The sequence below is a fragment of the uncultured Microbulbifer sp. genome, from assembly GCF_947504145.1.
In the GTDB taxonomy this organism is placed as follows: domain Bacteria; phylum Pseudomonadota; class Gammaproteobacteria; order Pseudomonadales; family Cellvibrionaceae; genus Microbulbifer.
In genome coordinates this window covers 1,271,947-1,295,958 of the sequence record NZ_CANNGQ010000001.1, presented here as the reverse complement: position 1 = coordinate 1,295,958, position 24,012 = coordinate 1,271,947, and the positions used below count along the sequence as shown (strand labels likewise).

Here is a 24,012-nt window from a genome sequence, read left to right as displayed (position 1 = left end):
GCGGGCTTGTTATTCTGAGGCTTGCCCCCAAGTTAGGATCTGAACTGGCGCATACCGGTAGCTTGCACAGCCTGCTGCCGATGACGAATAAGTCGCCAAACTGGTGGCCGAGAGCCACCTGAAGGCCGAGAGGAGTTTTATGGACCAGCCATCCGAGACCTTGAACGAATACCCCCTGCTGCCACTGCGTGACGTGGTCGTGTATCCCCATATGGTGATTCCATTGTTTGTGGGGCGAGAGAAGTCCATCGATGCGCTGGAAGAGGCCATGCGCAGTGATAAGCAAGTACTCCTGGTCGCCCAGCGCCAGGCATCGGAAGATGACCCGGGCGCAGACGATGTGTATCGAGTGGGTACTGTGGCCAGTGTGCTGCAATTACTCAAACTTCCGGACGGCACCGTCAAAGTGCTGGTCGAAGGTGGCCACCGAGTAAAGGTGGAGGAGATTCAGGAGGGCGATGGACACTACCGTGCGACCGTTTCCCCGCTGGATTCCGAGGACCTGCCCGAGGCGGAAGCCGAGGCGTTGGTACGTTCTGCCATGTCGCAGTTTGAACAGTACGTGACCGTCAGTAAAAAGGTGCCGAACGAGGTGATGACCTCGCTGTCCGGGATCGATGAGCCCGGTCGCTTGGCGGATACTATCGCTGCACACATGTCGCTGGATCTTCCGCAGAAGCAGGAATTGCTCGAGACGGTCAGTGTCAAAGAGCGCCTCGAGCATTTGCTCGGCCTGATGGATTCCGAGATCGACCTGATTCAGGTGGAAAAGCGTATCCGCGGGCGTGTCAAAAAGCAGATGGAAAAGAGCCAGCGCGAGTACTACCTGAATGAGCAGATGAAAGCCATTCAGAAGGAGTTGGGCGAAATCACCGAAGAGCCCAATGAGATTGAAGAGCTCGAGCAGAAAATTGCCGACTCCGGTATGTCTGCGGAAGCCGAGAAGAAAACCCGCGCGGAATTGGGCAAACTGAAAATGATGTCGCCTATGTCTGCAGAGGCTTCTGTGCTGCGCAGTTATATCGACTGGATGCTCAGTGTCCCGTGGAAAAAAACCAGCCGGGTGCGCCACGATCTGATCAAGGCAGAAGAGATCCTGAATAAGGATCACTACGGCCTGGAAGAAGTGAAAGAGCGTATTCTCGAGTATCTTGCCGTGCAGAAACGGGTCAAGAAAGTGAAGGGCCCGATCCTTTGTCTGGTGGGCCCGCCCGGTGTTGGTAAAACCTCCCTGGGTGAATCCATTGCCCGTGCCACCAACCGCAAGTATGTGCGCATGGCGCTCGGTGGTGTGCGTGATGAAGCAGAAATTCGCGGCCATCGCCGCACCTATATCGGTTCGCTCCCGGGCAAGCTGGTACAGAAAATTTCCAAAGTGGGTGTGAAGAACCCGCTGTTCCTGCTCGACGAAGTGGACAAAATGGGAATGGATCACCGCGGTGATCCGGCGTCTGCATTGCTGGAAGTGTTGGACCCCGAGCAGAACAAATCGTTTAACGATCACTATCTGGAAGTGGATTACGACCTTTCCGATGTCATGTTCGTCTGTACGTCCAACTCCATGAATATTCCTGGACCGCTACTGGACCGCATGGAAGTTATCCGCATCCCCGGTTACACCGAGGATGAAAAAATGAATATCGCCCAGCGCTATCTGATTCCCAAGCAGCGCAAAGCTGCGGGGCTCAAGCCCGAAGAGCTGGAATTGACCGATGAAACCGTGCGCGATGTGGTTCGGTACTACACCCGTGAAGCCGGTGTGCGCGGGCTGGACCGCGAGATGGCAAAGATCTGCCGTAAGGTGGTCACCGAACATGTGCGTAAGTCCACCACCAGCAAGGTCGTGGTCAAGCCGGAGCAGTTGGAAGAATTGCTTGGCGTGCGCAAATTCGATTACGGTCGTGCCGAAGATGAAAACAAGATCGGTCAGGTCACGGGTCTGGCCTGGACTGAAGTGGGGGGAGAGCTCCTTACCATTGAGTCATCTGCGGTTTCGGGCAAAGGGCGGGTGATCAAGACCGGTTCTCTGGGCGATGTCATGCAGGAGTCAATTCAGGCTGCGCTGACTGTGGTGCGCGCCCGCGCGCAGGCACTGGGTATACCGCCGGATTTCCATGAAACCCGGGATATTCATATCCATGTACCAGAAGGCGCTACCCCCAAAGACGGCCCGTCTGCGGGTATTGCCATGTGCACAGTGCTGGCTTCGGTGCTGACCAACATTCCGGTGCGTTCCGATGTCGCTATGACTGGGGAGATTACGCTGCGCGGTGAAGTGTTGCGTATTGGTGGTCTTAAAGAGAAGTTGCTCGCTGCTCATCGCGGCGGAATCAAAACCGTTTTGATTCCCGCAGACAACGAGCGGGACCTGAAGGATATCCCCGACAACATCCAGCAGGATCTCGTGATCAAGCCGGTGAAGTGGATCGACCAGGTGCTGGAATACGCTCTGGAAAAAATGCCGAGCCCGTTGAGCGATGAAGAATACTCTGCGCTGAAAAAGCAGGCGGAAGAGCGCTCGCAAAGATCAATCCAGACACACTGATCACACTACTGCAATTACACTTTATTACAGCGACCGTTCCCGGGTAGGAAAAATCCGGGGTGGTTGTTTTAACGCGTGAAAAAAAGCGTTGAATAGAGTGTGTGAACTCGCGTAGAGTACGCAGCCTGCTTAACTGCAGGTTAAAAAATGATCTCGACGGACATTGCCTGAACAAGTGTGGTTCAAAAATGTCCAACTCCCCGCAAAGCCGCATGGTTCCTTGACCCACCAACAGGCAGTTGGTATAAAACGGGGCTTGTTGCGCTGCGGGGAACCGCAGGCGATCAAAAATTAACTGCAAAAAATTGCACAATTGCGCCTTGTTGATCGAGGCTGCAATAGACCAAACATACACACCTAGAAACCTAGATAAAGAACAGAGGGATATAGCGTGAACAAGTCCGAACTGATTGAAGCCATTGCCGCATCTGCCGACATTCCAAAGGCAGCCGCTGGCCGTGCTTTGGACGCCATGGTAGACAGCATTACCGACGCACTGAAACAAGGCGATCAGGTAGCCCTGGTTGGCTTTGGCACTTTCGCCGTTAAAGAGCGTGCTGCGCGTACTGGCCGTAACCCGCGCACCGGTGATCCCATCGAAATCGCTGCGGCTAAAATCCCTAATTTCAAAGCCGGTAAAGCTTTGAAAGACGCGGTAAATTAAGAAGCCTTGTAACCTGCAATGCTTCAAAGAGGCGTATCAGATGGATGCGCCTTTTTTGTTTCTGAAAGATCGAATTTTATCTGGTTCAGCGTATATGCGCCGTATTCAGTCAGAGCTGGGCGAAGCCCCAATCGTTCTGCTGCAATAACAATAATCAACGATCCAGATGTGTACAGACAGAGTTAAATTTCGGAGCTGAATATGCTTCAGTCCATGCGTGACAACTTGAAAGGAACGGCGGCGATTATCGTGGCGGCGTTCTTTGGATTTATCATGGTGATCGGTGGGATTGATTTCTTCACCGGTGCCAGTGGCGGGTCGGCGGACCAGGTGGCCGACGTCAATGGAGAGAAGATCTCCAATCTTGATCTGCAGCGGGCGATCCAGAATCGCCGCTCGATGATCGAGAGCCAGTACGGCGAAAATGTACCTGCCGATCTGCTCACCGACGAGCAGCTTCGTGGCCCGGTGCTGCAGCAGCTGGTGAACAGTTCTGTGATGCGCCAGGCGGCGCAAGAGCGCGGCATGGTCATGAGTGCAGCGTCGGTAGACCGGGAAATTGTGCAGATGCCTGGTTTCCAGGTAAATGGCCAGTTTGATCAGCAGATGTTCCGCGATGGTCTGCGTCGGATGGGCTACAGCCCCGCCGGTTTCCGCCAGTTGCTCGAACAGGAAATGGTCATGCAGCAGTTTATCGGAAGTATTTCCGATAGCGCCTTTGCCACCCGCGCTGAAGCCGAAGAAGTAGTTTCCGTTTCCATGGAAGAGCGCGATTTTGACTATCTGACGCTGTCGGCCTCGCCACTGTTGGCCGATATTCAGGTGAGTGACGATGAAATTCAGGCTTATTACGATGAGAATCAGCAGAATTTTCAGCGTCCAGAGCAGGTGGCCATCGAGTATGTTGAGCTGACCCCTGAACAGTTCGCTGCAAATATCGATGTATCTGAACAGGATCTGCGTGCGCAATACGATCAGGAAGTGAAAAATTTCCAAGCGAATATTCGCCGACATGCGGCGCATATTCTGATTGAAGGCGATGACGAAGCGGCGCAGAAAAAAGTCGATGAAGTGCAGGCCAAGTTGTCAGAGGGGCAAGCCTTTGATGCGCTGGCGAAGGAGTATTCCGACGATATTGTTTCTCGTGAAGAGGGCGGTGATGTCGGCTTCACCAGTGGTGATGTTTTCCCTGAGCCTTTCGAGGATGCTTTGACCGAGCTGGAAGTTGGCCAGGTCTCCGGTGCGGTCAGAACCGATGCCGGCACCCACTTTATTAAGTTGATCGAAGTGGCAGATGCAGAGCCGCCAACTTTTGAGGAGCGAAAGGCGGCGATCGCAGCGCGTCTGCGTAACGCTGAGGCCGAGCGCGAGTTCGTTGGTGCAGTCAGCCGTCTGGGCGATCTCACGTATAACGCCGAGTCGCTGTCCGGGCCGGCAGAGGATTTGAGTGTTCCAGTGCAGAAATCTCCGCTGTTCTCCCGTCAGGGTGGGGCAGGCATCGCTTCAGAAGGCAAGGTAATCGAAGCCGCTTTCTCCCCGGAAGTGCTGGAAGATGGCAACGCATCGGATGTCCTCAACCTGTCTGAAAACCACGCTGTGGTACTCAAGGTGGTGGAGCATAAGCCCGCGGGCGTGAAGCCACTGGAAGAGGTGAAGCAGGAGATTACCCAACGCTTGAAGCGTGATAATGCCGGTGAGCAGTTGGCCGGTAAAGCCACTACTATCCAGTCCCAGGTGGAATCTGGTGAAGCGCTTGCCGATGTGGCTGAAGCTGAAGGCTTGACCCTGGAAACCAGTGACAAGACTCGTCGCGGCGGCTTTGGCGCGCGGGGCGAAGTGGTGAATCATGTTTTCGCTATGGATGCACCCAAGCCGGGCGCGAAGAATCTGGGGCAATTTACCCTGGGTACAGGGGATGTGGTTGTCGTGCAGTTGCGAGATGTGCGCGCCGGTGACCTGTCTCGCCAGAGCAAAGAGCAGCGTGAAGCGCTGATGCAGCAGCTGGCATCCATGCAAGGCACTTCTGAATTGACAGCCGTGCAGACGTATCTTGCGAGCAGGGCCGATATTGAGGTGTCTACCCCGGGGGATTGATCCTCTTGGGGGCATCCTCAAATACAGGCACAAAAAAACCGGCGAATACGCCGGTTTTTTTGTGCCTTCTATTCGGGGATTCCTGTCGAGGTCAGCCTCTGGAGGCGCTGTCCACAAACAGGGTCAGCCGCTGGCCAGGCTGCAGGTAGCTGTTCTTGCTGATCTTGTTCCAGCGAACGATGTCGCTGATGTCGATACTAAACTTGCGCGCGATACGGTACAGGGAGTCACCGCTGCGTACGCGGTAAGACATCTTGCGGGTGGTGCGGCTGCGCTCATCACTAGTGCTGGAGCTGCCGGAGCTGGAGTAGGCCACCAGTTTGCGGCCCGGGCGCAGGGTGTCGCCGGGGGCCATGCTGTTCCAGCTGGCCAGGTCGCGCACTTTGACGTCCATAGATCGGGCGATGGCCCAGAGCGTGTCGCCGGGGCGCACTGTGTAGCTGGATTTTTTGCCTTTTCCGGATGCCTGCTTGTTCTGCACACGTTGGTCGATGGAGTAGGCATATTGCGCGCTGGGACCGGATGCGCTGGGAATCAGCAGTGTCTGGCCCGCGCGGATACGGCTTCCGCGAAGCTTGTTGGTTTGCTGGATGGCTGCCACGGTGGTTTCGTAGCGCCGCGCAATCACCGACAGAGAGTCGCCACTGGCAACTTTGTAGCGTTGCCAGCTGACCCGTTGATCAGCGGGAAGCTTCTCCAGTTCTTCAATAAAGCGTGCGCTTTTGTCATTCGGGATCAGCAGGCGGTGGTTGCCATTGGGGTCGGTCGCCCAGCGGTTGTATCCGGGGTTCAGAAGATAGAGTTCTTCGATTTCCACACCTGCCAGCTCTGCGGCCTGGGCCAGGTCAATCTGGCTGCCTACATTGACGGCGGTGTAGTAAGGCGTGTTGCCTACATCGTGAAGGGGAATGCGGTAGTGGTCTGATCGCGCGACTACTTCGGCAAGCGCCAGCAGCTGGGGTACATAGCGTTGGGTCTCGCGGGGGAGTTTCAGATCCCAGAAGCTGGTGCCTTTACCCTTGCGACGGTTGCGCTCCATAGCGCGCCGTACCGTACCTTCGCCGGCATTATAGGCGGCGAGCACCAGAAGCCAGTCACCGTCGAATTTTGCCGATAGGTAGTTGAAGTATTCACTTGCGGCACGGGTGGACTCCACCACGTCGCGGCGGCCGTCGTACCACCAGTTCTGGTTCAGTCCAAAAGAGCGGCCGGTTGCGGGAATGAATTGCCACATTCCAGACGCCTGGGCATGAGAGTAGGCGAAGGGGTCGTAGGCACTCTCCACGATGGGTAACAGGGCAAACTCCATCGGTACATTGGACTGCTCAAGCTGCTCGGCCACATGAAAAATGTAACGGCGCGAACGCTCGGTCACCCGGGCCATATAGCCCTGGTTGGAGGAAAAGTAGCTGACGTAGTCCTTCACTTTCGGCCGCCCGGTCTCGCGATCCAGGGAGAAGCCCTGGCGCAGTCGCTGCCAGATGTCTTTTGGCGGCAGGGCCGGCTCGGGCACCTGCATGATGTTCTGGCTGATGGCCGTCAGCTCACTGCTTTTACCGTCAGTATCTGATTCAGCCGGTGTGGTGCTAGCGGATTGTGGCGCGTGATCGATTTGCGCGCAGGCCCCCACTGCCGCTGCCAGTAGGGCAACGGCAAATTTTTTATAAACCATTCTGGTGTCCGCAGTCTGTTGTTATCTTTCTGCTCTGGTGATCTGACAATTTTTTATGGCTGCCCTGCGTTCCTGTCGGGCCTGTGTTGGGCCGCGGCGGGTGCGGGTCTATTGCCTCTGTTATCGAGTAAGACGCATGAGCTTTGATTTGTAATTGTCTGATTCTAAAGAGGGAGTTTGGTTCCGGTCAATGCAAATTGCTTAAAAAGTGTCCTTCCAATGGCGCAAAGTGGCGAATATTTCTACAGCAGATCCCTCAGGGTTGGCTCCCTGTGCCGCGGACTGCGATCGAATCTCTGCAGACTGGGTGCGCAGGAAGGGGTTGGTCTGGAGTTCTTCGCCAATGGTGGAGGGGAGGGTCGGATGGTCTTTTGCCCTCGCTGCCCGTGCTTCTTCAATACGCTCGTCCAGTGCCGGGTTCCGCGGCTCGGCCGCCTTGGCGAAAGCCAGATTGGCGAGGGTGTACTCGTGTGCGCAGTAAACCTTTGTGTCCCGGGGGAGGGATGCCAGCCGGGACAATGAGTCGTGCATCTGTTCCGGTGTGCCCTCGAACAGGCGTCCACAGCCCCCAGCAAAGAGGGTGTCGCCACAAAACAGGTGTCTGCCGTCCTGTCCGTCGAGAACGAGTGCGATGTGGTCGAGGGTGTGCCCCGGTACGGCGAGCACGGTCCAGTCGCGTCCCATCAGGGAAAAACGGTCGCCGTCAGTCAGGGGCGTAGTGACGCCTTCAATGGATCCGGGCCCGTAGACTTCGCAGTCATATTTGGCTTTCAGGGCTTTCACACCACCGGTATGATCGAAATGGTGGTGGGTGAGTAGAATACCGCTAAGTCGCGCATCCCCCAGTGACTGGATGACAGGTTTGGCATCTCCCGGGTCTACCACCCAGTGTTCGCGATCCTGTTGTAAATACCAGATATAGTTGTCGGTAAATGCTGGTATCGGGCGGATTGTGATCATTGGTGCTCCCCGCTAACCTACCTTTGTGTAGAACCCGGTTTCGATCGGGTAACCTTAACATAGGGCCCAAGCGCGGGCCGAGAGGTGCTGTGGCTAGCGCGGTCGAATAATACTCGGGCGCTACCTGTGCCAGGTTAGTCGAGCAGAGCAAGAGCGCCTTTAAGGGGCAGGAGCTGCAGATGAGAAAAACACCGGGGCGGACCCCCCTGTTCAACCGCGGTAAAGATCAGAATGTCTCGCTGGCGCAGTCCTGTGCCAGCCTGGGAGACTGGTTTGAGTCTGCGCTGGGTCAGGAAATCCTCACCCAGCAGCTCGCACTTGCCCAGCCACTCGTGGAGGGGCTGTTTGGTTACCACCTGATGCAGGCCAGTGTGGCGCGACAGGTCGATTTTGCTGCCTGCAGTCGTATCAATCACCGGTTTCGCTTGAGTCCGTGTGCCGACAGCGGTGGTGCGGCAGTGGTCGAGTTTGAGCAGTTGCCTCTGCCGTCTGAATCGATTGACGTTGCAGTGCTGCACCACTTGCTGGACTTTTCGCCGCAGCCGCACCAAGTGCTGCGCGAGGCCGCGCGGGTGTTGATCCCCGGTGGTCACATGGTGTTGATCGGCTTTAACCCATACTCGTTGCTGGGCTTGTCGAGAATTTTCCGATCGTCCAATGCGTATCAGAAGGGAAATCAGCTGCGTGCGGCACGCATTGCCGACTGGATGAATCTACTGGATCTGCAGGCGGGGCCGGTTGAGCGCGGTTTTTTCCGCTTGCCGTTACAGCACTCTGAGTTCCTGGCCAAGACGTCCTGGATGGAGCGCATGGGCAACCGCTGGCACTTGCCCTGTGGGGGCTTTTACATCATAGTCGCGCGCAAAGAAGTGGCGCGGATGCGCACCATCAAGCTCAACTGGAATGGCGATAAAAAACCGGCCCTGAGCGCAGTGCCCAGTAGCCCGCGGGTGGCCGCCAAGCATCGCCACGAGCGTCGTCGTCAGCAGAAACGATAGGCAAGCATCTACCGCTGCGATAAGCGCCGCTGAATCCAATTCGAATTACAAGAGTCCGACTTGAAACAGGTTACCATTTATACCGATGGCGCTTGCCGGGGCAACCCCGGCCCGGGCGGCTGGGGCGCGTTGCTATTGAGCGGCGATGCGGAAAAAGAGCTGTGCGGCGGCGAGTCCATGACCACCAATAATCGCATGGAATTACTGGCGGCCATCAAGGCGCTGGATGCGCTCAATCAGCGTTGCCAGGTGGACCTGCACACTGATTCCCAGTATGTGCGTCAGGGCATTACTGCCTGGATCCACAACTGGAAGCGCAACGGCTGGAAAACAGCGAGCAAGAAGCCGGTAAAAAACGCTGATCTCTGGCAGGCTCTGGATGTCGCGATTACCAATCACGATGTGGAGTGGCATTGGGTTAAAGGGCATGCTGGCAACTCGGGGAATGAGCGGGCAGACGCGCTCGCGAACCGCGGTATCGATGAGCTGGGGGAATAATTTTATGCGTCAGATCGTACTCGATACAGAAACCACCGGCCTGGATCCGAAATCGGGGCACCGTATCATTGAGATCGGCTGTGTGGAACTGGTCAATCGAAAGCTCACCGGCAAGCACTATCATCAGTACATTAATCCCGAGCGGGAGGTTGATGATGGTGCGATCGAAGTTCACGGGATCACCAACGAGTTCCTGGTCGACAAGCCGGTCTTTTCCCAGATTGCGGACGAGTTCATGACGTTCTGTGATGGTGCAGAGCTGGTCATTCACAATGCCCCGTTCGACGTTGGCTTTATCGATGCAGAGCTCAAGCGCCTTCGGAGTCCGCGCTGGCAGATGGTTGCGGCTCATTGCAGTGTGCTTGACACGCTCACCATGGCGCGGGAAAAACACCCTGGGCAAAAAAACAATCTGGACGCGCTGTGCAAGCGGTACTTCGTAGACAATTCCCAGCGGGATCTGCACGGCGCTTTGCTGGATGCGGAGATTCTCGCCGACGTCTACTTGCTGATGACTGGCGGGCAGACCGATCTGGCGCTGGCGGGTAGCGGAAGTGGCGGTGAAGACGGAGACAGTAGTGAGACCGAGCAGGCCGAAGCGGGGTCTATTCGCCGCCTGACTGCGGACCGTGCACCGCTCAGTGTGGTGCGGGCGAGTGCGGATGAGCAGCAGGCACACACAGAGTTTCTTTCGCTGCTGGAAAAGGCCGCGGGCAAACACTACTGGTAAAAATCCAGAAGCCGAACGGCGCATGTAGCTGAAAACAAAAAACGGGGCCCTTTCAGGGGCCCCGTTTTTTGTTGGGTAACCGGATTCGTCGGTCTGATCTAGAGGGCGTTGACCACGAAGAAGAGAGCAACGATGGTGAGCACGACGGTATACGGCAGCGCCATGATCACCATGCGCCCGTAAGACAGGCGAATCAGCGGCGCCAGTGCCGAGGTCAGCAGGAACAGGAAGGCCGCCTGGCCGTTCGGAGTGGCAACACTGGGCAGGTTGGTGCCGGTGTTGATCGCGATTGCCAGTTTGTCGAAGTGTTCGCGGGTGATGTCGCCGGCATCCAGAGCGGTTTTGACCTCGTTGATATATACGGTGGCAACGAAGACGTTGTCACTGATCATGGACAGAACGCCATTGGCGAGAAACAGCATACCCGGCTGTTGTTCCGGCTCGAGGCTCAGTACGAAGTGGGTGACTGGCTCAAACAGATGCTGCTGATGAATCACCGCGACGATCGCGAAAAACACAACCAGCAGTGCGGTGAAGGGGAGCGCCTCTTCAAATGCGTGGCCGATACGCGCCTCCTGAATGATGCCATTGAAGGAGGTCAGCAGCACGATAATCATCAGGCCGATAATGCCCACTTCCGCCACGTGAAATGCGAGAGAGAGAACCAGAATTACGGCGACTACGGCCTGTACCCACAGCTCCACCACGTCGCGCTTGGTGCGCTTGCGTTCTTGTTCGCTGGCAAAGTTGGACAAAACTTCGCGCACTGCGTCCGGTAGCTTGGCGCCATACCCGCAAATCTTGGTTTTCTCGAGCAGGAAGCAGGTCGCCAGCCCTGCGACAAATGCGGGCATGGTAACCGGCAGCATGTTGACGAAAAATTCCAGGAAGTCCCAGCCCGCTTTTTCCGCAATCAGCAGGTTTTGTGGCTCGCCGACGAGGGTGCAGACCCCGCCCAGCGCGGTACCGACGGCCCCGTGCATGATCAGGCTGCGCAGAAAAGCGCGGAACTGGTCCAGGTCGGAGCGGTGGTACTCGACTACATCGTCATCTTTGGAGTGGTCGTGTTCCGGGTGCGCCTGCCGGTTGGAAGCAGTCTTGTGGTACACCGCATAAAAACCCACGGCTACGGCGATTAGTACGGCGGTGACGGTCAGGGCGTCGAGGAATGCGGACAGAATGGCCGATACCCCGCAAAACAGCAAAGATAGCGTGGTTTTTGAGCGAACTTTGATCAGCAGCTTGGTAAACACATACAGCAGCAGGCTCTTCATAAAGTAGATGCCGGCGACCATAAACATCAGGAGCAGGATTACCTGGATATTTTCCTTCACCTCGTGGAATACGGCATCACTGCTCGTCATTCCGAGTAGCACCGCTTCAATGGCCAGCAGGCCGCCGGGCTGCAGCGGGTAGCATTTGAGTGCCATGGCGAGGGTGAATATAAATTCGGCGATCAGTACCCACCCGGTAACAAAGGGTGAGGTGGTATAAAGAATAATTGGGTTGATGAGCAAAAATGCAGCAATGGTCAGCTTATACCAGTCGGGAGCCTCACCGAGAAAGTTGGCAGTGAAGGCGCGGCTAAAAGTGCCGCCGGGGGTGGAGTGGGTATTATTGGGGGGGGTCATTTTGTTACAACTTCCTTAATTCGCCTTTAGCCCCGATCTGCTGCTGCCGGGGGCGCGGGGAAACTACCCATTTATTGCGAAAAATTCAATTGATTTTATGTGACTGGACCGTTGCACTTCGAATTTGTCGATTGTTCGGTGGAAATCGCGGAGGTAAAGGTGGAATATCGGGCAGTTTGGTATAAATTGCTTTTCTGCCTGAAGATACCTTGCCAATAGAGGTACCTGCGGCGCACGATGTGCGTTTGCGGGATTGTCACCCAGGGAAGGAAGGGTGGCTGGGGCTAAATAATATTAAGAAAATTGCAGTGGTGTAGGCAATGAGTGAATTGCGCGAAATCAATCTGACTTCCGTCAGCCTGGTAAAAGAAGAGCTGGTCGCTAGTATCGAGGGAGCCACCGGCTACCTGGACCAGTTTGCCGCTGACCACGGGAACAAAGCCGCTCTGGAGCAGTGTATCCAGAGGCTGCGGCAGGTGACTGGCGTACTGCAAATGGTGCAGCTGGCGGCGGCAGAGCTTCTGGCTCAGGAAATGCTGGTGGCCATGGGAGATCTGCTGCAGGACCGTCAGCAGTCCCCGGACGAATTGCTGGAGGGTGTCGGCACGGCTTTTTATGTGCTGACCCGCTATTTGGACTTTGTCCAGAATCGGGCAACGCCGCGCCCGGAACTGCTGGTTCCCTATATAAACAACCTGCGTCTTGCCCGCGCCCAGGCGCCGGTACCGGAAAGTCATTTCCTGCGCTGCCGGCTGGACGCCAATGTTCCCGGCGTCGTCTCTTCGGCAGTGATGTCGGAAGACCTCAAGACCTTTGTGCGTCGTTTCCGGCATATGTATCAAGTGGGGCTGTTGGCCCTGCTCAAGGGTAAGCCCCGCGGGCCTGCCTACACCATGATGGCCCGGGCGCTGCAGCGAATCGCCAGTGTCTGCGCAGGTCGCCCTAATGGAAAACTTTGGACCGTCGCCGGCACCGCGATCAGTGCCATGGCATCAAAAGAACTGCTGGTCAATCGGCAGCGCGTGATGGTGTTCAGCATGCTGGATCGCCGGTTGCGGACGATCTGTCGCGAGGGCGATGTAGCCCTGGATCAGCCTGCACCACCGGTGCTGATCAAAGAGTGTCTCTACTGGCTCGCACTGGCCGGGCCGGCAGAAAAGGGCGAAAAGCTGCTGCAGGTTTTCGGTATGAAACCGCTGCCGTACCGCGAGCCCGAGCTGGAACGCGATCGTGCGAGCCTCGGTGGTCCCGGTGCCACCGCCATTGCCGCGGTGGCCAACGCGCTGGATGAAGAGCTTTCTGGTGTGCGCCGGATGCTGGACGATGCCGACACCCTCGGCGTTACCGACCTTGATGAAGAGGGCGGGCTGGTAGAGACCCTGCGCCGAATCGCCAATACCCTGGTGCTACTCAACTTTCGTCGTATCGGCGAAAACCTGTCGGGCTCGCTCACTGCTTACCAGAGTTGCGTACACACCGGCGGCCGCGCGGCAGACAACGCCCTGCAGCAGCTTACCAACCAGATTCTTACTGTCGACAGCACCATTCGCGCTTTGCGCCAGAGCTCCAGCATAGAGTTAGATGAAACCGGGCAGGCGGATATAGCACTGGAGCGCAGTCAGCTGGCAGAGGCCGAGCTCGCAGTATTGAAGGAGGCAGAGTCCGGCTTGTCACTGATCAAGCGCGCGCTCGGTTCCTACGCAGAATCCGGGTTTGATCACGGGCACATCCGCAACGTTTCCACCACTCTGAACAGTGTCCGCGGTGGGCTCGTTGTGCTGAGCCTTGCGCGAGCCGCTGCGGTGGTGGAGCGCTTGGCACATTTTGTGGACGCCGTGATTGATCAAAAAAACGTCGCTCCCGCAGTCGAGCAGTCACTGGAGATTTTTGCCGATGCGATTATCAGCTTGGAGTACTATCTGGGCGAGGTGAAACTCCACCGTCAGGCGGACAAGCAGTCTCTGGATCTGGCGGTTGAGAGCCTGGAAGCCCTCGGCTATCCGGTGGAGGTTGCCTGATATCCCACGATGATTCAGTCTTGGACCCGATATCCAGCCAACCTAAACGTGTTATGACGCCATTCAGTCCCGCCGGGTGTGTATTGCCGCACCCGGACTTTCAGCAGCATATCGTCGTTTCCGGCGGTGAAGTGCTGTGCTCTGCGCAGGGTCCTCTTCACCGCGCACTCCCTGTTCAGATCCCCGCCGCCCGTCCGTCGCCAGAGCAGGGTACTGCCGCCAGCCACTACCTCGGCGAGTGGTGCGGTGAAGCCTGTGCTGTCCACCATTTGCCTATTCGTGTCGATATCCCGGGCTTTGAGTGGTTGGGGCTGCGGAGCCTGCTGGGCGCGGTGGAAGAGCCGCTGTTCTTTCTGGTGGGGCGAGCGATGCAGGTTGTGAACTGGGATCTCGACCACCGTTTTTGCGGCCGCTGTGGACTGCAGACGGAATATCACCCGCGGGATCGTGCGCGAGTCTGCGACCACTGCTCGCTGGTGGTGTACCCCCGTATCTCGCCCTGTGTCATTATGCTGGTTACCCGTGGCAATCAGTGCCTTCTGGCCCGCCATACCCGGCACCGCAATGCGCTGTATACCGCACTGGCCGGATTTATTGAGCCGGGAGAAAATGCGGAGCAGGCGCTGGCGCGAGAAGTGCGAGAGGAAGTGGGGCTTGAAACCGGCGCAGTGCAGTATGTTGGTAGCCAGTCGTGGCCATTCCCGGGGCAGCTGATGATCGGCTATCTGGTAGAGGCTTCTGGTGGCGCGCTGGTGCCGGACCTGGAAGAAATTTCCGAGGCTCACTGGTTTGACCGGACGCAAATCCCCCAGGCCATCCCACCCGTTGAGACCTTGTCGGGACAATTGATTCGCACCTTTATAGAGAAGGGTTGACCCATGGGCGTGGTATTGGCCCGTCATAAATCGAGGCAAAAATAATGTATATCGCCATTACGTTTCTGATTGCCTTTGTCGCTCTGTTGCTGGTGTTCTGGGGCGGGAAAGTGCTGTTAAAAGGCAACTGGCTATTGGGGTTTCTGCGCGGGGCAGTCGGTTTGTTGCTGTTGGCGGGTGCCCTGATGATCGTCCTGGTCGCGTTGGATGTCTATAGTTACCGCAACCTGGCGAATGAGCACAGCGTGGGTACGGTGAGCTTTGAGCGCATGGGTGACCAGCACTTTATGGTGAAATTTGCCGATGAAGACGGCATCTCTCAGGAGTTTGAATTGTACGGCGACCAGTGGCAGCTGGATGCGCGGATGTTGAAGTGGAAAGGGGTATTGGCCCGCTGGGGAATCGAGCCCGCTTACCGTCTGGATCGTCTCAGTGGTCGCTATCTCACTCTGCAAGACGAACGCAACAAGGAGCGTTCCGTCTATGCCCTGGGCGACAGCGATCACGGTGTAGACGTTTGGAACATGCTGCGCAATATGGATAACCGGGTGCCGATGGTGGATGCGGTGTACGGTAGTGCAACCTTCCTGCCCATGCAGGACGGTGCTGTGTACGAAGTGCGAATCAGTCATACGGGGCTGCTGGCGCGGCCACTGAATCAGCAGGCGCGTTCTGCGCTAAATGAGTGGCAATAGCCGTTGTGCCTGAGCAAAAAAATCAGATAACCGGAATTGGGGGTTGAGTGGAATTTCTCAGTGAATATGGATTGTTTCTGGCCAAAGTAGTGACCATTGTGGTCGCGTTACTTGTAGTGATCGGGATCATCGTGGCCAATCGGGCGCAGATGAAAGACCGGCAGCCTGGGCATATCGCGGTGACACATCTGAACGATCGCTACGAGAATATGAAAGAAGCCCTGCTGGAAGCGGTAATGGATGAGGGCGATTACGCCGAGCGCAGAAAGCAGCAAGATAAAGATCGCAAAGCGGAAGCCAAGGCGCAGGCAAAAAAGCGTAAAGCAGAATTGAAGGAGCAGGCAAAAGCGCAGGCGAAAGCACGCAAGGAAAACAAAAAATCCGAAACCGGCGACGCTCCCGAGGTAAAAGTACCAGAGCAGGCCGCGGCAGACGCGGAAGCGGGTACTGAATCCTCGGCTACGGCAGAAGGCGAAGCAAGCAGCCCGGATAGCGATACCAAGCGCAAGCGCCTGTTTGTGGTTGAGTTTGATGGTGATATCAAAGCCAGCGCGCTCGATAACCTGCGCGAAGAAATCACTGCTATTTTGCAGATTGCCCAGAAAGACGACGAAGTGGTGGTCTGCCTGGAAAGCCCCGGCGGCATGGTAGCCAATTACGGACTTGCGGCCAGCCAACTGGCCCGGGTACGGAGTGCCGGCGTGAAGCTCACCATCGTGGTAGATAAGGTCGCCGCCAGCGGTGGCTATATGATGGCCTGTGTCGCCGACCGCATTCTAGCAGCGCCTTTCGCCATGCTCGGTTCGATCGGTGTGGTGGCCCAGCTGCCAAACTTCCACCGTTTGTTGCAGCGTAATGATGTGGATTTTGAGCTGTTCACCGCCGGGGAATACAAGCGCACCGTGACCATGTTTGGCGAAAATACTGAGGAAGGTAAGGAAAAATTCCAGAGTGACCTGGAAGAAATTCATACCCTGTTTCAGCATTTTGTCTCGGAATATCGTCCGCAGCTGGATATCGCAAAGGTCGCTACTGGCGAAGTGTGGTTTGGGCAACGCGCACTGGATCTCGCGCTGGTGGACGAGCTGAAAACCTCCGACGAATACCTGACGTCGCGGGCGCAGAACGCCGACCTCTACCAGGTGGCGTACAAGGAGCGGCAGAATATTGCCAAGAAAATAGGCTTTGCCACCCAGTCTGGCATCGAGAGCGCACTGGCCCGGTTATTTTCCCGACTGGCCGCCTGGCGACATCAGGCCCAGTGAGTCCCAGTGTAGCCCGGTAGCTAGCCTGTTGAATCGGATCGGATTACGGTTTGTTTATGTCTGACAACACGTTTCGTGCAATGCTGGTAGAGGAAGTTGCCGCGGGTAAATACGATCAAACGATTGTTACCCGCACATCGTCCGACCTACCGCCAAACCCCGTCAGAATCGGGGTTTCCCACTCATCGTTGAACTACAAAGACGCGCTATCGGCATTTGGCAATCGAGCGGTCACCAAGGATTACCCCCACACACCGGGCATTGATGCCGTTGGCACTGTGCTTGCGGACGAGAGCGGTACCTTTTCCGCGGGTGATCAGGTGATTGTCACCGGCTACGACCTGGGCATGAACACGTCCGGCGGTCTTGCCGAACAGATCGCTGTACCGGCAGAGTGGGTGGCGCCACTGCCTGCAGGGCTCACAGCCCGGGAAGCCATGGTGCTCGGTACCGCGGGCCTGACGGCGGCGCTGTGTGTGGAGAAATTACTAGAGGCCGGCGCGCGCCCCGCGGATGGCGAAGTGTTGGTGACCGGAGCCACCGGTGGTGTCGGTTCGATAGCGGTCGCTCTGTTAGGCAAGCTTGGCTTCAAAGTGGCGGCGGTAACCGGCAAACTCGAATCTGCCGAATTTCTTACCAGTCTCGGTGCGTGGAAAGTACTGGATCGGGAAACCCTGGCGCCTTTTGCCAACAAGGCCATTGCGAAGCCACTGTGGGCCTGGGCGGTGGATACGGTGGGTGGCGAAACCTTGTTCAATGTCATCAAATGTCTCAAGTACGGCGGTGGCGTTGCCGCGTGTGGTATGGCGTCTGGCGCGCAATTTCAGGCGAATGTCTTTCCGTTTATCCTCCGCGGTATCAGCCTGCTTGGCGTCGACAGCGTCGAGCTGCCGCTGCAGAAAAAGTCTGATGTCTGGGGCAGGCTCGCCGGAGACTGGTATATTGGCGAGCAACTGAAAAAAATCGCCGAAGATATTTCCCTCGAGCAGGCGCCAGAATTTCTAGCCCGGCTGCATCGCGGACACGGTATCGGGCGCTATGTTGTGGATATGACCCGGTAGCGCAGTTTGGGTCAAAACTGTGGAGTAGTGCGCAAACCGCGCCAATCGAGTGCCGTGATGGCAGTATCGGGTCACGATGTTGGCTGCTATCCTGACCTACAATGTTCTAAAGGCTTAATGGCCACAATAATTTTCGATGGGATGGATCGCTCGTAAAATGGGTGAATCAGAAATAATGTCCCGGATTTCTCGATCTGGTAGCAAGCTTTGTCGGTGAACACCCCGCCTACTCCTCAAGTACTCGATGCCGGCGCACTCGTGCTGTCTGGCGGTGGCGCGCGCGCGGCTTATCAGGTCGGCGTTCTGAAGGCGCTCGCCGAGCTGACTCCGGAAACCGAAGAAAACCCATTCAAGATTATCTGTGGTACCTCCGCTGGTGCCGTCAATGCGCTGGTACTGGCGACCCACCCGGGTACCTTTAAAGAAGCTGTGGCGCGCCTGTATGACCTCTGGATGGGGCTTACGGTGGACCGTATCTACCGCAGTAACTGGACCAGCCTGCTGGGTAATGTGCTGACCATTTCCAGTTCGTTTTTTAATCAGGGCGTAGCCCGGCGCAAACCGCTGGCGCTGTTGGATAATCGCCCCCTGCGGGATCTGGTGACCGAAGTGGTTCCCTTCGGCAACATCCAGCGCAATATTGACGAAGGGCGCCTGCGTGCGGTCAGCGTTAATGCCATGTCTTACAGCGAGGGGGAGTCGGTCAGTTTTTTCCAGGGCAGCGACGACCTGCAGGAGTGGCGGCGATTCCGCCGTTGTGGTGAACGTACCGATCTTACGGTGGAGCACCTGATGGCTTCTGCTGCCATCCCCACGCTGTTCCCTTCGGTGAAAATTGGCGACGAATACTTCGGTGACGGCGCTGTACGCCAGCTGGCGCCCATCAGCCCCGCACTGCACCTCGGCGCCTCGCGGGTTTTCGTGGTTGGGGTGTCCGACAACCGCTCCCCGGTGCACTGGGGTAAAAACCGCAAGGTGGCCAGGCACTCTCCGTCTCTGGCGCAGATTGGCGGGCAGTTGTTCAACGCGGCGTTTATTGACAGCCTGGAAGGGGATCTCGAGCATCTGGACAGGGTCAACCTGTTACTGGACTCGGTGGATGAAAAAGACTTGCCGGGGCTGGCGCCTCTGCGTGCGGTAGAGTCCGCGGTAATTGAGCCCAGCCAGAGTCTGGATCGTATCGCCGGGCGCAAGGTGCGCTACCTGCCTCCGGCACTGCGCTGGTTGTTCCGCTCTACCGGTGCCACCACCTCGGGAGGTGGTGCCTCTGCCGCCAGTTATCTCCTGTTTGAAAAGCCCTATTTGGGTGAGCTGATCGAATTGGGATATCAGGATGCTATGTGGGAGCAGGAAAAATTACGGGATTTCATGCGCCCGCGGACGCAACTGGTATCTACCCAGCAGAAAAGTCTTTTTGGAATACGGGTCAAACCCGCAACGGAAGCAAGTAATGGCAATACACCCCTCTAACCACTCGCTCAACTTTCGCGGTTTAGCACTGCGTGGATTTGCTTTGACGCTCGCTGCCATATTAGCGGCTTGTAGTGGCCAAGGCGTCAAGGATACTGATGGCGAGCCAGGCTTGCGCCAGCAAAACCAGAGTGAATACCGCCAGCTGCTGGAAGAGGCCTACCAGCTGAGTTTCACGCTGGATTTTGATCGCTTGCGCAAGGCGTACGTCGAGTCGTCTGAGTACAACCCGTACGGCGGTGTGAAGCTGGAAGGTTTACCCCAGGCGTACAGCTCTGTGGAGCAGGCGGATTTTGACGATTGCCTGCGCAATGTCGACAAGGTACTCAAACACAATTATATGAGCCTGGAAGCACACATGATCGGTGTGTTGTGCAGTGGGCAGGCGGGCGAATTTGAGCGGGAAGACCAGCACCGCTATATGGTAGAGGGGTTGATGACCTCTATCGAAAACAGTGGCGATGGCAAGTCTCAGGAGAGCGCTTTTCTCACCATCAGCACCTCAGAGCTACGAGGCTTTGTGCGGCTGAAAGGGCTGCAGGTTCTGGATCAGTCCATCGTTTATGACAAGCAGGGTATCTACGACAAAATGCAGGTGCGCGATCCGGAGTCCGGTGAAGAGTATCCGCTGTTTTTCAATGTCAGCCAGCAGTTTGCGCAGGGTTCCAAGGGGGAGTGATTCCCCCTTTAAATATTGATTTTTTATACTAAAAACTGCGCAAGTTTTTCCCACTCAAAGCGACGTGTCTTGCGGTCGCTGAACAGAATTTCCACCTTCGAGTCCTCCCATCTGGTCACCCGCCCGTAGCCCAGCTTCTCGTGCTGAATACCTTCCCCCAATTCCGGTTTTCGCAGCGCGGCGCGCGGCGCGTTGATTTCCGGGTTGTAGTCACAGGCCTCCAGATACCGCAGAGCCAGACGGGTCACTGGGACCTGAGTCTTGATGTTCTGGGGGCGCGTCTGCAGGGTTTCGCCCAGCAGGTTACTGAGGGGCAGGTGCATCTCGTCGAGAAAAAGAGAAGGTTTCTGATCCGAGTCCATGCTGTTTACACTGGGTTTGTCGGTTTCTACCGGTGGTGTCAGCAGGTATAGCTGCTTGCGAGCGCGGGTCATGGCCACATACATCAATCGGCGTTCGCTCTCGGTGGACGCGGGCGTCGAGAAGTCCCTCTGGGGCTGGTACGGCATGTTGTGTACGGTCAGTGAGGGAAGAATAACGTGATCCCACTCCAGCCCCTTTGCCTGGTGCATGGTGGTGATCTGGATGACGTCCGCCGGCGCAGAGTGTTCGCCGTGGTTCTCTTGTAGATCTTGTTGCTGATGTTGTTGTTGCAGCTGTTGCAGGTGCTCCAGGGTTTCTTTCGCTGGCAGTCGCAATTGATCCAGGTACTGGCAAAACGCCAGAATGGTGTGCTGTTTTTCCTCGGCCTGCTGACGGTTGAAGGCGTCGTCACCAATACCGCTCAGGTAGTCGAGCTCTCCCAACTGGCGGCGCACCAGCTCGCCGCCATGTCCGCGCCATTTTTCTACCTGTTGTAGCAATTCCGCGCGCTGGCGCAGGCGTTTACTTTGAGGTTGGCTGAGGGACTCCGGGATCAGTTTGAGCAATTGCTTCCCCCAGCCTTTCTCATGCTGGCTGAGCCGTTCGCATATTGGTTCCAGTACTGCGCGGGCAATCCGGATATGCGGTGCGGTCAGCCACTCGTACAACCCCTGGGCGCGACGCGTGCTGGTCTGCTCCGCAAATCGACCGGCGGCAATATTCAGGCTCCAGAACAGGGGGCGCAGTTCGCGCCGGGAAAGCACCGTGTTGCGGTTGCCGGAGCGGTAGGGAATATTGTTGGCCAGCAGTGCCAGTTCCAGCGGTGCGGCCAGTGACCACAGACGCACCAGTATCGCGATTTCCCCCAGCGAATCCCCCCGCCGCTGGCAGCGGAGGATGTGCTCGACCAGCCACTTTCCTTCGTTCGCGGTATTAACCTGCTGTAGCTGTGTTTGCGCCTCGGCTTTGCCGGAGACACAGAAAATATCCGCGCGCTCACGGTTGTTGTGAATGAAGTGGTTGGCGGCGAGAGCGAGGCTGTGGCCGTAGCGAAATGTGTGGCTTAGCTGATACACGTTGGACGGCGGAAAATCGCCATCGAACAGCCGCAGCAAAAATTCGGGCCGCGAACCGCGCCATTCGTAGATGGTCTGGTCCGGGTCACCGATGGCGATCACATTGCCAGACTTGCCGTGCAAGACGCGCAGGAGGTGATGCTGGATCTCGTTGATGTCCTGGTATTCGTCCACCAGGATGTCATCGTAGAAGCCGCCATACTGCTCGGCGATTTCCGGTTGCTGGCTGAGCAGCATGGCTGGATCGTAAATCAGGTCGGCATAGGTAACGGCGTTTCTCTCTCGCCGCCACTCTTCGAAATGGCGGAAGACTTTCAGGAAGTACATGTATTCATCGCCGAGCTTGAGCCGCTGGAATGCGCTCAGGTCTCCGCTGAGAATGGTTTTGGTGTAGTCGATGAAAAACTCAGCGGCCTCAGTCTCAGACTGTTTACGCGCGCGGATATCTTCAATGTCCGCCGGCGGCGCACAGGCTTCGATGGCTTTCCAGACTTGCAGCTGAACCAGGGACTGGGGCAGGGGAGTAAGGTTGGCGCTCTCCAGATGGCCGCGGGCAATCATGCGTTGATAAAGTTGAAAGCCAAGGCTGTGGAAGGTGTTGACGCGAGGTATCCGGTCGCCACACAGCGCACCAAGGCGCCGAGAAAAATCCTCCTTGGCATTGCGGTTGTACATCAGTACCAGCATACGTTGGGGTGCCGTACCGGACGCCAGCCGGTTTTTGATGTAGTGCAGCAGGGCGGTGGTTTTACCGGAGCCCGCGACCGCGATGATCTTTGCATGACCACCCGCATGGCTGGCTATGGCCTGTTGCTCTTCCGTGAGCGCTTCCTTGAAATCGGACTCTGTGCCTGACATGAAAACTCTGCAATCGCTGGGTGAAACACTGTATATATTGCCAGTGTGGGGCGCGAGGGTACAGGGGTTTATACGGGCGGCTCTTCCTGATCGGGTGCAGGTGGGGCGTCTGCGCGTAGCAGCGCAAGTTCGGCAATGTAGGAGGAGAGAAAAATTCGGCCGCTCAGTTTTTCCAGAAGCCGTGAGCGACTCAGGCGATCCAGCACCGGGCCTTTGACTTCGGCAAGATGCAGTCGGATTTCACGGTTTTTCAGGTCCTTATTAATCTGGTGCATGCGTTCCAGTGCTGTGCCGTCGATACGGCTGACTGACGACAAGATCAGCACCAGTTCACGGGTGTCCGGGTGGCGTTTCAGCTCACTCAGCAGTCGATCTTCTACCGCGCTGATATTGCTGAAAAACAGGCTCTCATCAATGCGAAGAAAAAGAATCTCGCTGTGGGTCTCCACGTCGTAGCGCAGCACGTTTCGGAAATGTTCGGTACCGGGCATCCGTCCCACCACGGCGATATGTGGCCGGCTACTGCGCCATATGAGTGTGGCGAATGAGAGACCGATCCCCAGCGCGATACCCACCTCGACCCCGAACAGCAGTACCCCGAGAAAAGTGCACAGCATGGCGATGCCGTCGGTGCGGTCGTAGCGCCAGTTGTGGATGAAGCCGCGATAATCGAACAGGCTCGCCGCGGCGACAATGATAATGGCGGCGAGCACTGTCAGCGGCAGCTCGCTGAACATTCCGGTGAGGTACAGCAGCACCGGTATCATCAACAGCGCAGCCAACACCCCGGCCAGTGGCGACACCGCGCCGGCTTCGGCATTGACCGCCGTGCGAGAAAAGCTCCCCGCCACCGGCAGTCCGCCCGAGAAGGCACTGGTGATATTGGCTGCACCCAGGCCAAGTAGTTCCCCATCCGCATTCAGCCGCTCACCGCGGCGGGCCGCCAGTGCCTGGGCAATGGAAAGGCTCTCGACAAAGGTCAGCAGGGCAATGATCAGAGCTGGTAACAGCAGCCGGTAAACCAGGCTTCCGTTCCACTCGGGAATGACGATTTTGGGGAGCCCCGCGGGAATGTCGCCTACGATTTTCAGCTGGTCGCCGAGTTTCAGCCAATGAACCAGCGCGATCGCGCACAACACCAGCAGCATCGGCGTCACCTTTGCCGCCAGTCGTGCTATCTGTTTGGGTGCGCCGAGGCGGAACAACAGCATCGGTAACCACAGGCGGCTGAAGATCAGCAGCAACGCAGTGGCGACACCAAAGGCCATGGTGGGCAAATGCGCATCCGGCAGACGCTCCACAACGTGAAACAGCTTGAGTGACGCGGTATCACCTTCCGCCTCGATACCCAAAAGTGCGGGCAGCTGACCGACAATAATGAGTGCCGCGGCACCGGACACGAAGCCGCTGATCACCGGATGGCTGAGCATGTTGGAAAGGGCGCCCATTTTGAACAGCCCCATGGTGAACAGGAAAAGCCCGCTCAGCAGGGTCAGTACGATGGCGGCGCCGATATATTCGGGGCTGCCGATCGTCGCCAGCGGTGTAAGTGCCGATACGGTCATCAGGGACAGGACCGCCGCCGGCCCTACCGACATGGCGCTGCTGCTGCCAAATGCGGCGTAGGCAATGAGAGGGATCAGAGAGGCATAGAGCCCGAAATGCGGTGGAAGCCCTGCCAATAGCGCATACGCGAGCCCCTGCGGCACCAGCAGCATTCCCGAAACCAGTGCTGCGGTCATATCTGAGGGCAGCAGCTGGAGGCGATAATTTCTAAGCCAATGGGGAATTAGTCGGTTTGCCCGAATCACTTACGCAGTTTTCATCCGTCGGTGGGAAACGTTTCTTCAGGATAGCCGC

At 57.0% G+C, this 24,012-nt stretch carries 18 protein-coding genes; 13 read left to right on the top strand and 5 right to left on the bottom strand.

The annotated features are described in order from the left end of the window. The first annotated feature begins 139 nt into the window (after positions 1–139). The 3 genes from lon to Q1A74_RS05775 all read left to right on the top strand — a co-directional run bounded on the left by lon (position 140) and on the right by Q1A74_RS05775 (position 5,303). Positions 140–2,545 carry an endopeptidase La gene (gene lon, locus Q1A74_RS05785; protein ID WP_299593363.1) on the top strand — a complete coding sequence of 802 codons (2,406 nt, stop codon included), beginning with the start codon at positions 140–142 and terminating at the stop codon, positions 2,543–2,545. A 391-nt stretch (positions 2,546–2,936) separates the two neighbouring features. Beyond that, positions 2,937–3,209: an HU family DNA-binding protein gene (locus Q1A74_RS05780; RefSeq protein WP_078083765.1), complete on the top strand. Its 273-nt coding sequence runs from the start codon at positions 2,937–2,939 to the stop codon at positions 3,207–3,209. Positions 3,210–3,410: 201 nt separating this feature from the next. Continuing rightward, a complete protein-coding gene (locus Q1A74_RS05775) occupies positions 3,411–5,303 on the top strand; it encodes a SurA N-terminal domain-containing protein (protein ID WP_299593358.1) in 1,893 nt (630 codons plus the stop codon). 91 nt (positions 5,304–5,394) lie between these two features. Here Q1A74_RS05775 and Q1A74_RS05770 read toward each other — a convergent pair whose 3' ends face one another. Both Q1A74_RS05770 and gloB read right to left on the bottom strand, forming a co-directional pair. After that, positions 5,395–6,975, bottom strand: a complete 1,581-nt coding sequence (locus Q1A74_RS05770) for a LysM peptidoglycan-binding domain-containing protein (protein WP_299593355.1) — start codon at positions 6,973–6,975, stop codon at positions 5,395–5,397. Between the two features lie 201 nt (positions 6,976–7,176). After that, entirely contained in the window at positions 7,177–7,935 is a 759-nt protein-coding gene (gloB, locus tag Q1A74_RS05765; protein ID WP_299593352.1) for a hydroxyacylglutathione hydrolase, read from the bottom strand. 179 nt (positions 7,936–8,114) lie between these two features. Between gloB and Q1A74_RS05760 the strand changes: the two genes are divergently transcribed. From Q1A74_RS05760 to dnaQ, 3 genes are read left to right on the top strand one after another with little or no spacing between them, the layout of a single operon-like run. Next, positions 8,115–8,933, top strand: coding sequence for a class I SAM-dependent methyltransferase (locus Q1A74_RS05760; RefSeq protein ID WP_299593349.1), 819 nt, complete (start codon positions 8,115–8,117; stop codon positions 8,931–8,933). A 60-nt stretch (positions 8,934–8,993) separates the two neighbouring features. After that, positions 8,994–9,431, top strand: a complete 438-nt coding sequence (gene rnhA / locus Q1A74_RS05755; protein WP_299593346.1) for a ribonuclease HI — start codon at positions 8,994–8,996, stop codon at positions 9,429–9,431. Between the two features lie 4 nt (positions 9,432–9,435). Further along, on the top strand, positions 9,436–10,161 hold the full coding sequence (dnaQ, locus tag Q1A74_RS05750; protein WP_299593343.1) for a DNA polymerase III subunit epsilon: 726 nt from the start codon (positions 9,436–9,438) through the stop codon (positions 10,159–10,161). 98 nt (positions 10,162–10,259) lie between these two features. Here dnaQ and nhaB read toward each other — a convergent pair whose 3' ends face one another. Continuing rightward, positions 10,260–11,792, bottom strand: coding sequence for a sodium/proton antiporter NhaB (nhaB, locus tag Q1A74_RS05745; protein ID WP_299593340.1), 1,533 nt, complete (start codon positions 11,790–11,792; stop codon positions 10,260–10,262). Between the two features lie 320 nt (positions 11,793–12,112). Between nhaB and Q1A74_RS05740 the strand changes: the two genes are divergently transcribed. From Q1A74_RS05740 to Q1A74_RS05710, 7 genes are all read left to right on the top strand, one after another. After that, a complete protein-coding gene (locus tag Q1A74_RS05740) occupies positions 12,113–13,810 on the top strand; it encodes a hypothetical protein (RefSeq protein ID WP_299593337.1) in 1,698 nt (565 codons plus the stop codon). Between the two features lie 53 nt (positions 13,811–13,863). Then, the gene (nudC, locus tag Q1A74_RS05735; protein WP_299593334.1) at positions 13,864–14,685 is read left to right on the top strand and encodes an NAD(+) diphosphatase; all 822 of its coding nucleotides are present in this window, start codon (positions 13,864–13,866) and stop codon (positions 14,683–14,685) included. A gap of 44 nt (positions 14,686–14,729) precedes the next feature. Beyond that, entirely contained in the window at positions 14,730–15,380 is a 651-nt protein-coding gene (locus Q1A74_RS05730) for a cation/multidrug efflux pump (protein ID WP_299593331.1), read from the top strand. Between the two features lie 47 nt (positions 15,381–15,427). Beyond that, positions 15,428–16,645 (top strand): protease SohB, encoded by a 1,218-nt coding sequence (sohB, locus tag Q1A74_RS05725; RefSeq protein WP_299593328.1) that lies wholly within the window; start codon positions 15,428–15,430, stop codon positions 16,643–16,645. Between the two features lie 56 nt (positions 16,646–16,701). After that, complete coding sequence (locus Q1A74_RS05720) at positions 16,702–17,706, top strand: YhdH/YhfP family quinone oxidoreductase (RefSeq protein WP_299593325.1); 1,005 nt, start codon at positions 16,702–16,704, stop codon at positions 17,704–17,706. 207 nt (positions 17,707–17,913) lie between these two features. Continuing rightward, positions 17,914–19,176: a patatin-like phospholipase family protein gene (locus Q1A74_RS05715; protein ID WP_299593322.1), complete on the top strand. Its 1,263-nt coding sequence runs from the start codon at positions 17,914–17,916 to the stop codon at positions 19,174–19,176. A gap of 112 nt (positions 19,177–19,288) precedes the next feature. Beyond that, positions 19,289–19,855, top strand: coding sequence for a DUF4919 domain-containing protein (locus Q1A74_RS05710; protein ID WP_299593319.1), 567 nt, complete (start codon positions 19,289–19,291; stop codon positions 19,853–19,855). 23 nt (positions 19,856–19,878) lie between these two features. Here Q1A74_RS05710 and Q1A74_RS05705 read toward each other — a convergent pair whose 3' ends face one another. Next, positions 19,879–22,152 carry an ATP-dependent helicase gene (locus Q1A74_RS05705; protein WP_299593316.1) on the bottom strand — a complete coding sequence of 758 codons (2,274 nt, stop codon included), beginning with the start codon at positions 22,150–22,152 and terminating at the stop codon, positions 19,879–19,881. Positions 22,153–22,220: 68 nt separating this feature from the next. After that, positions 22,221–23,963 (bottom strand): SulP family inorganic anion transporter, encoded by a 1,743-nt coding sequence (locus tag Q1A74_RS05700; RefSeq protein ID WP_299593313.1) that lies wholly within the window; start codon positions 23,961–23,963, stop codon positions 22,221–22,223. Positions 23,964–24,012: the final 49 nt, after the last annotated feature.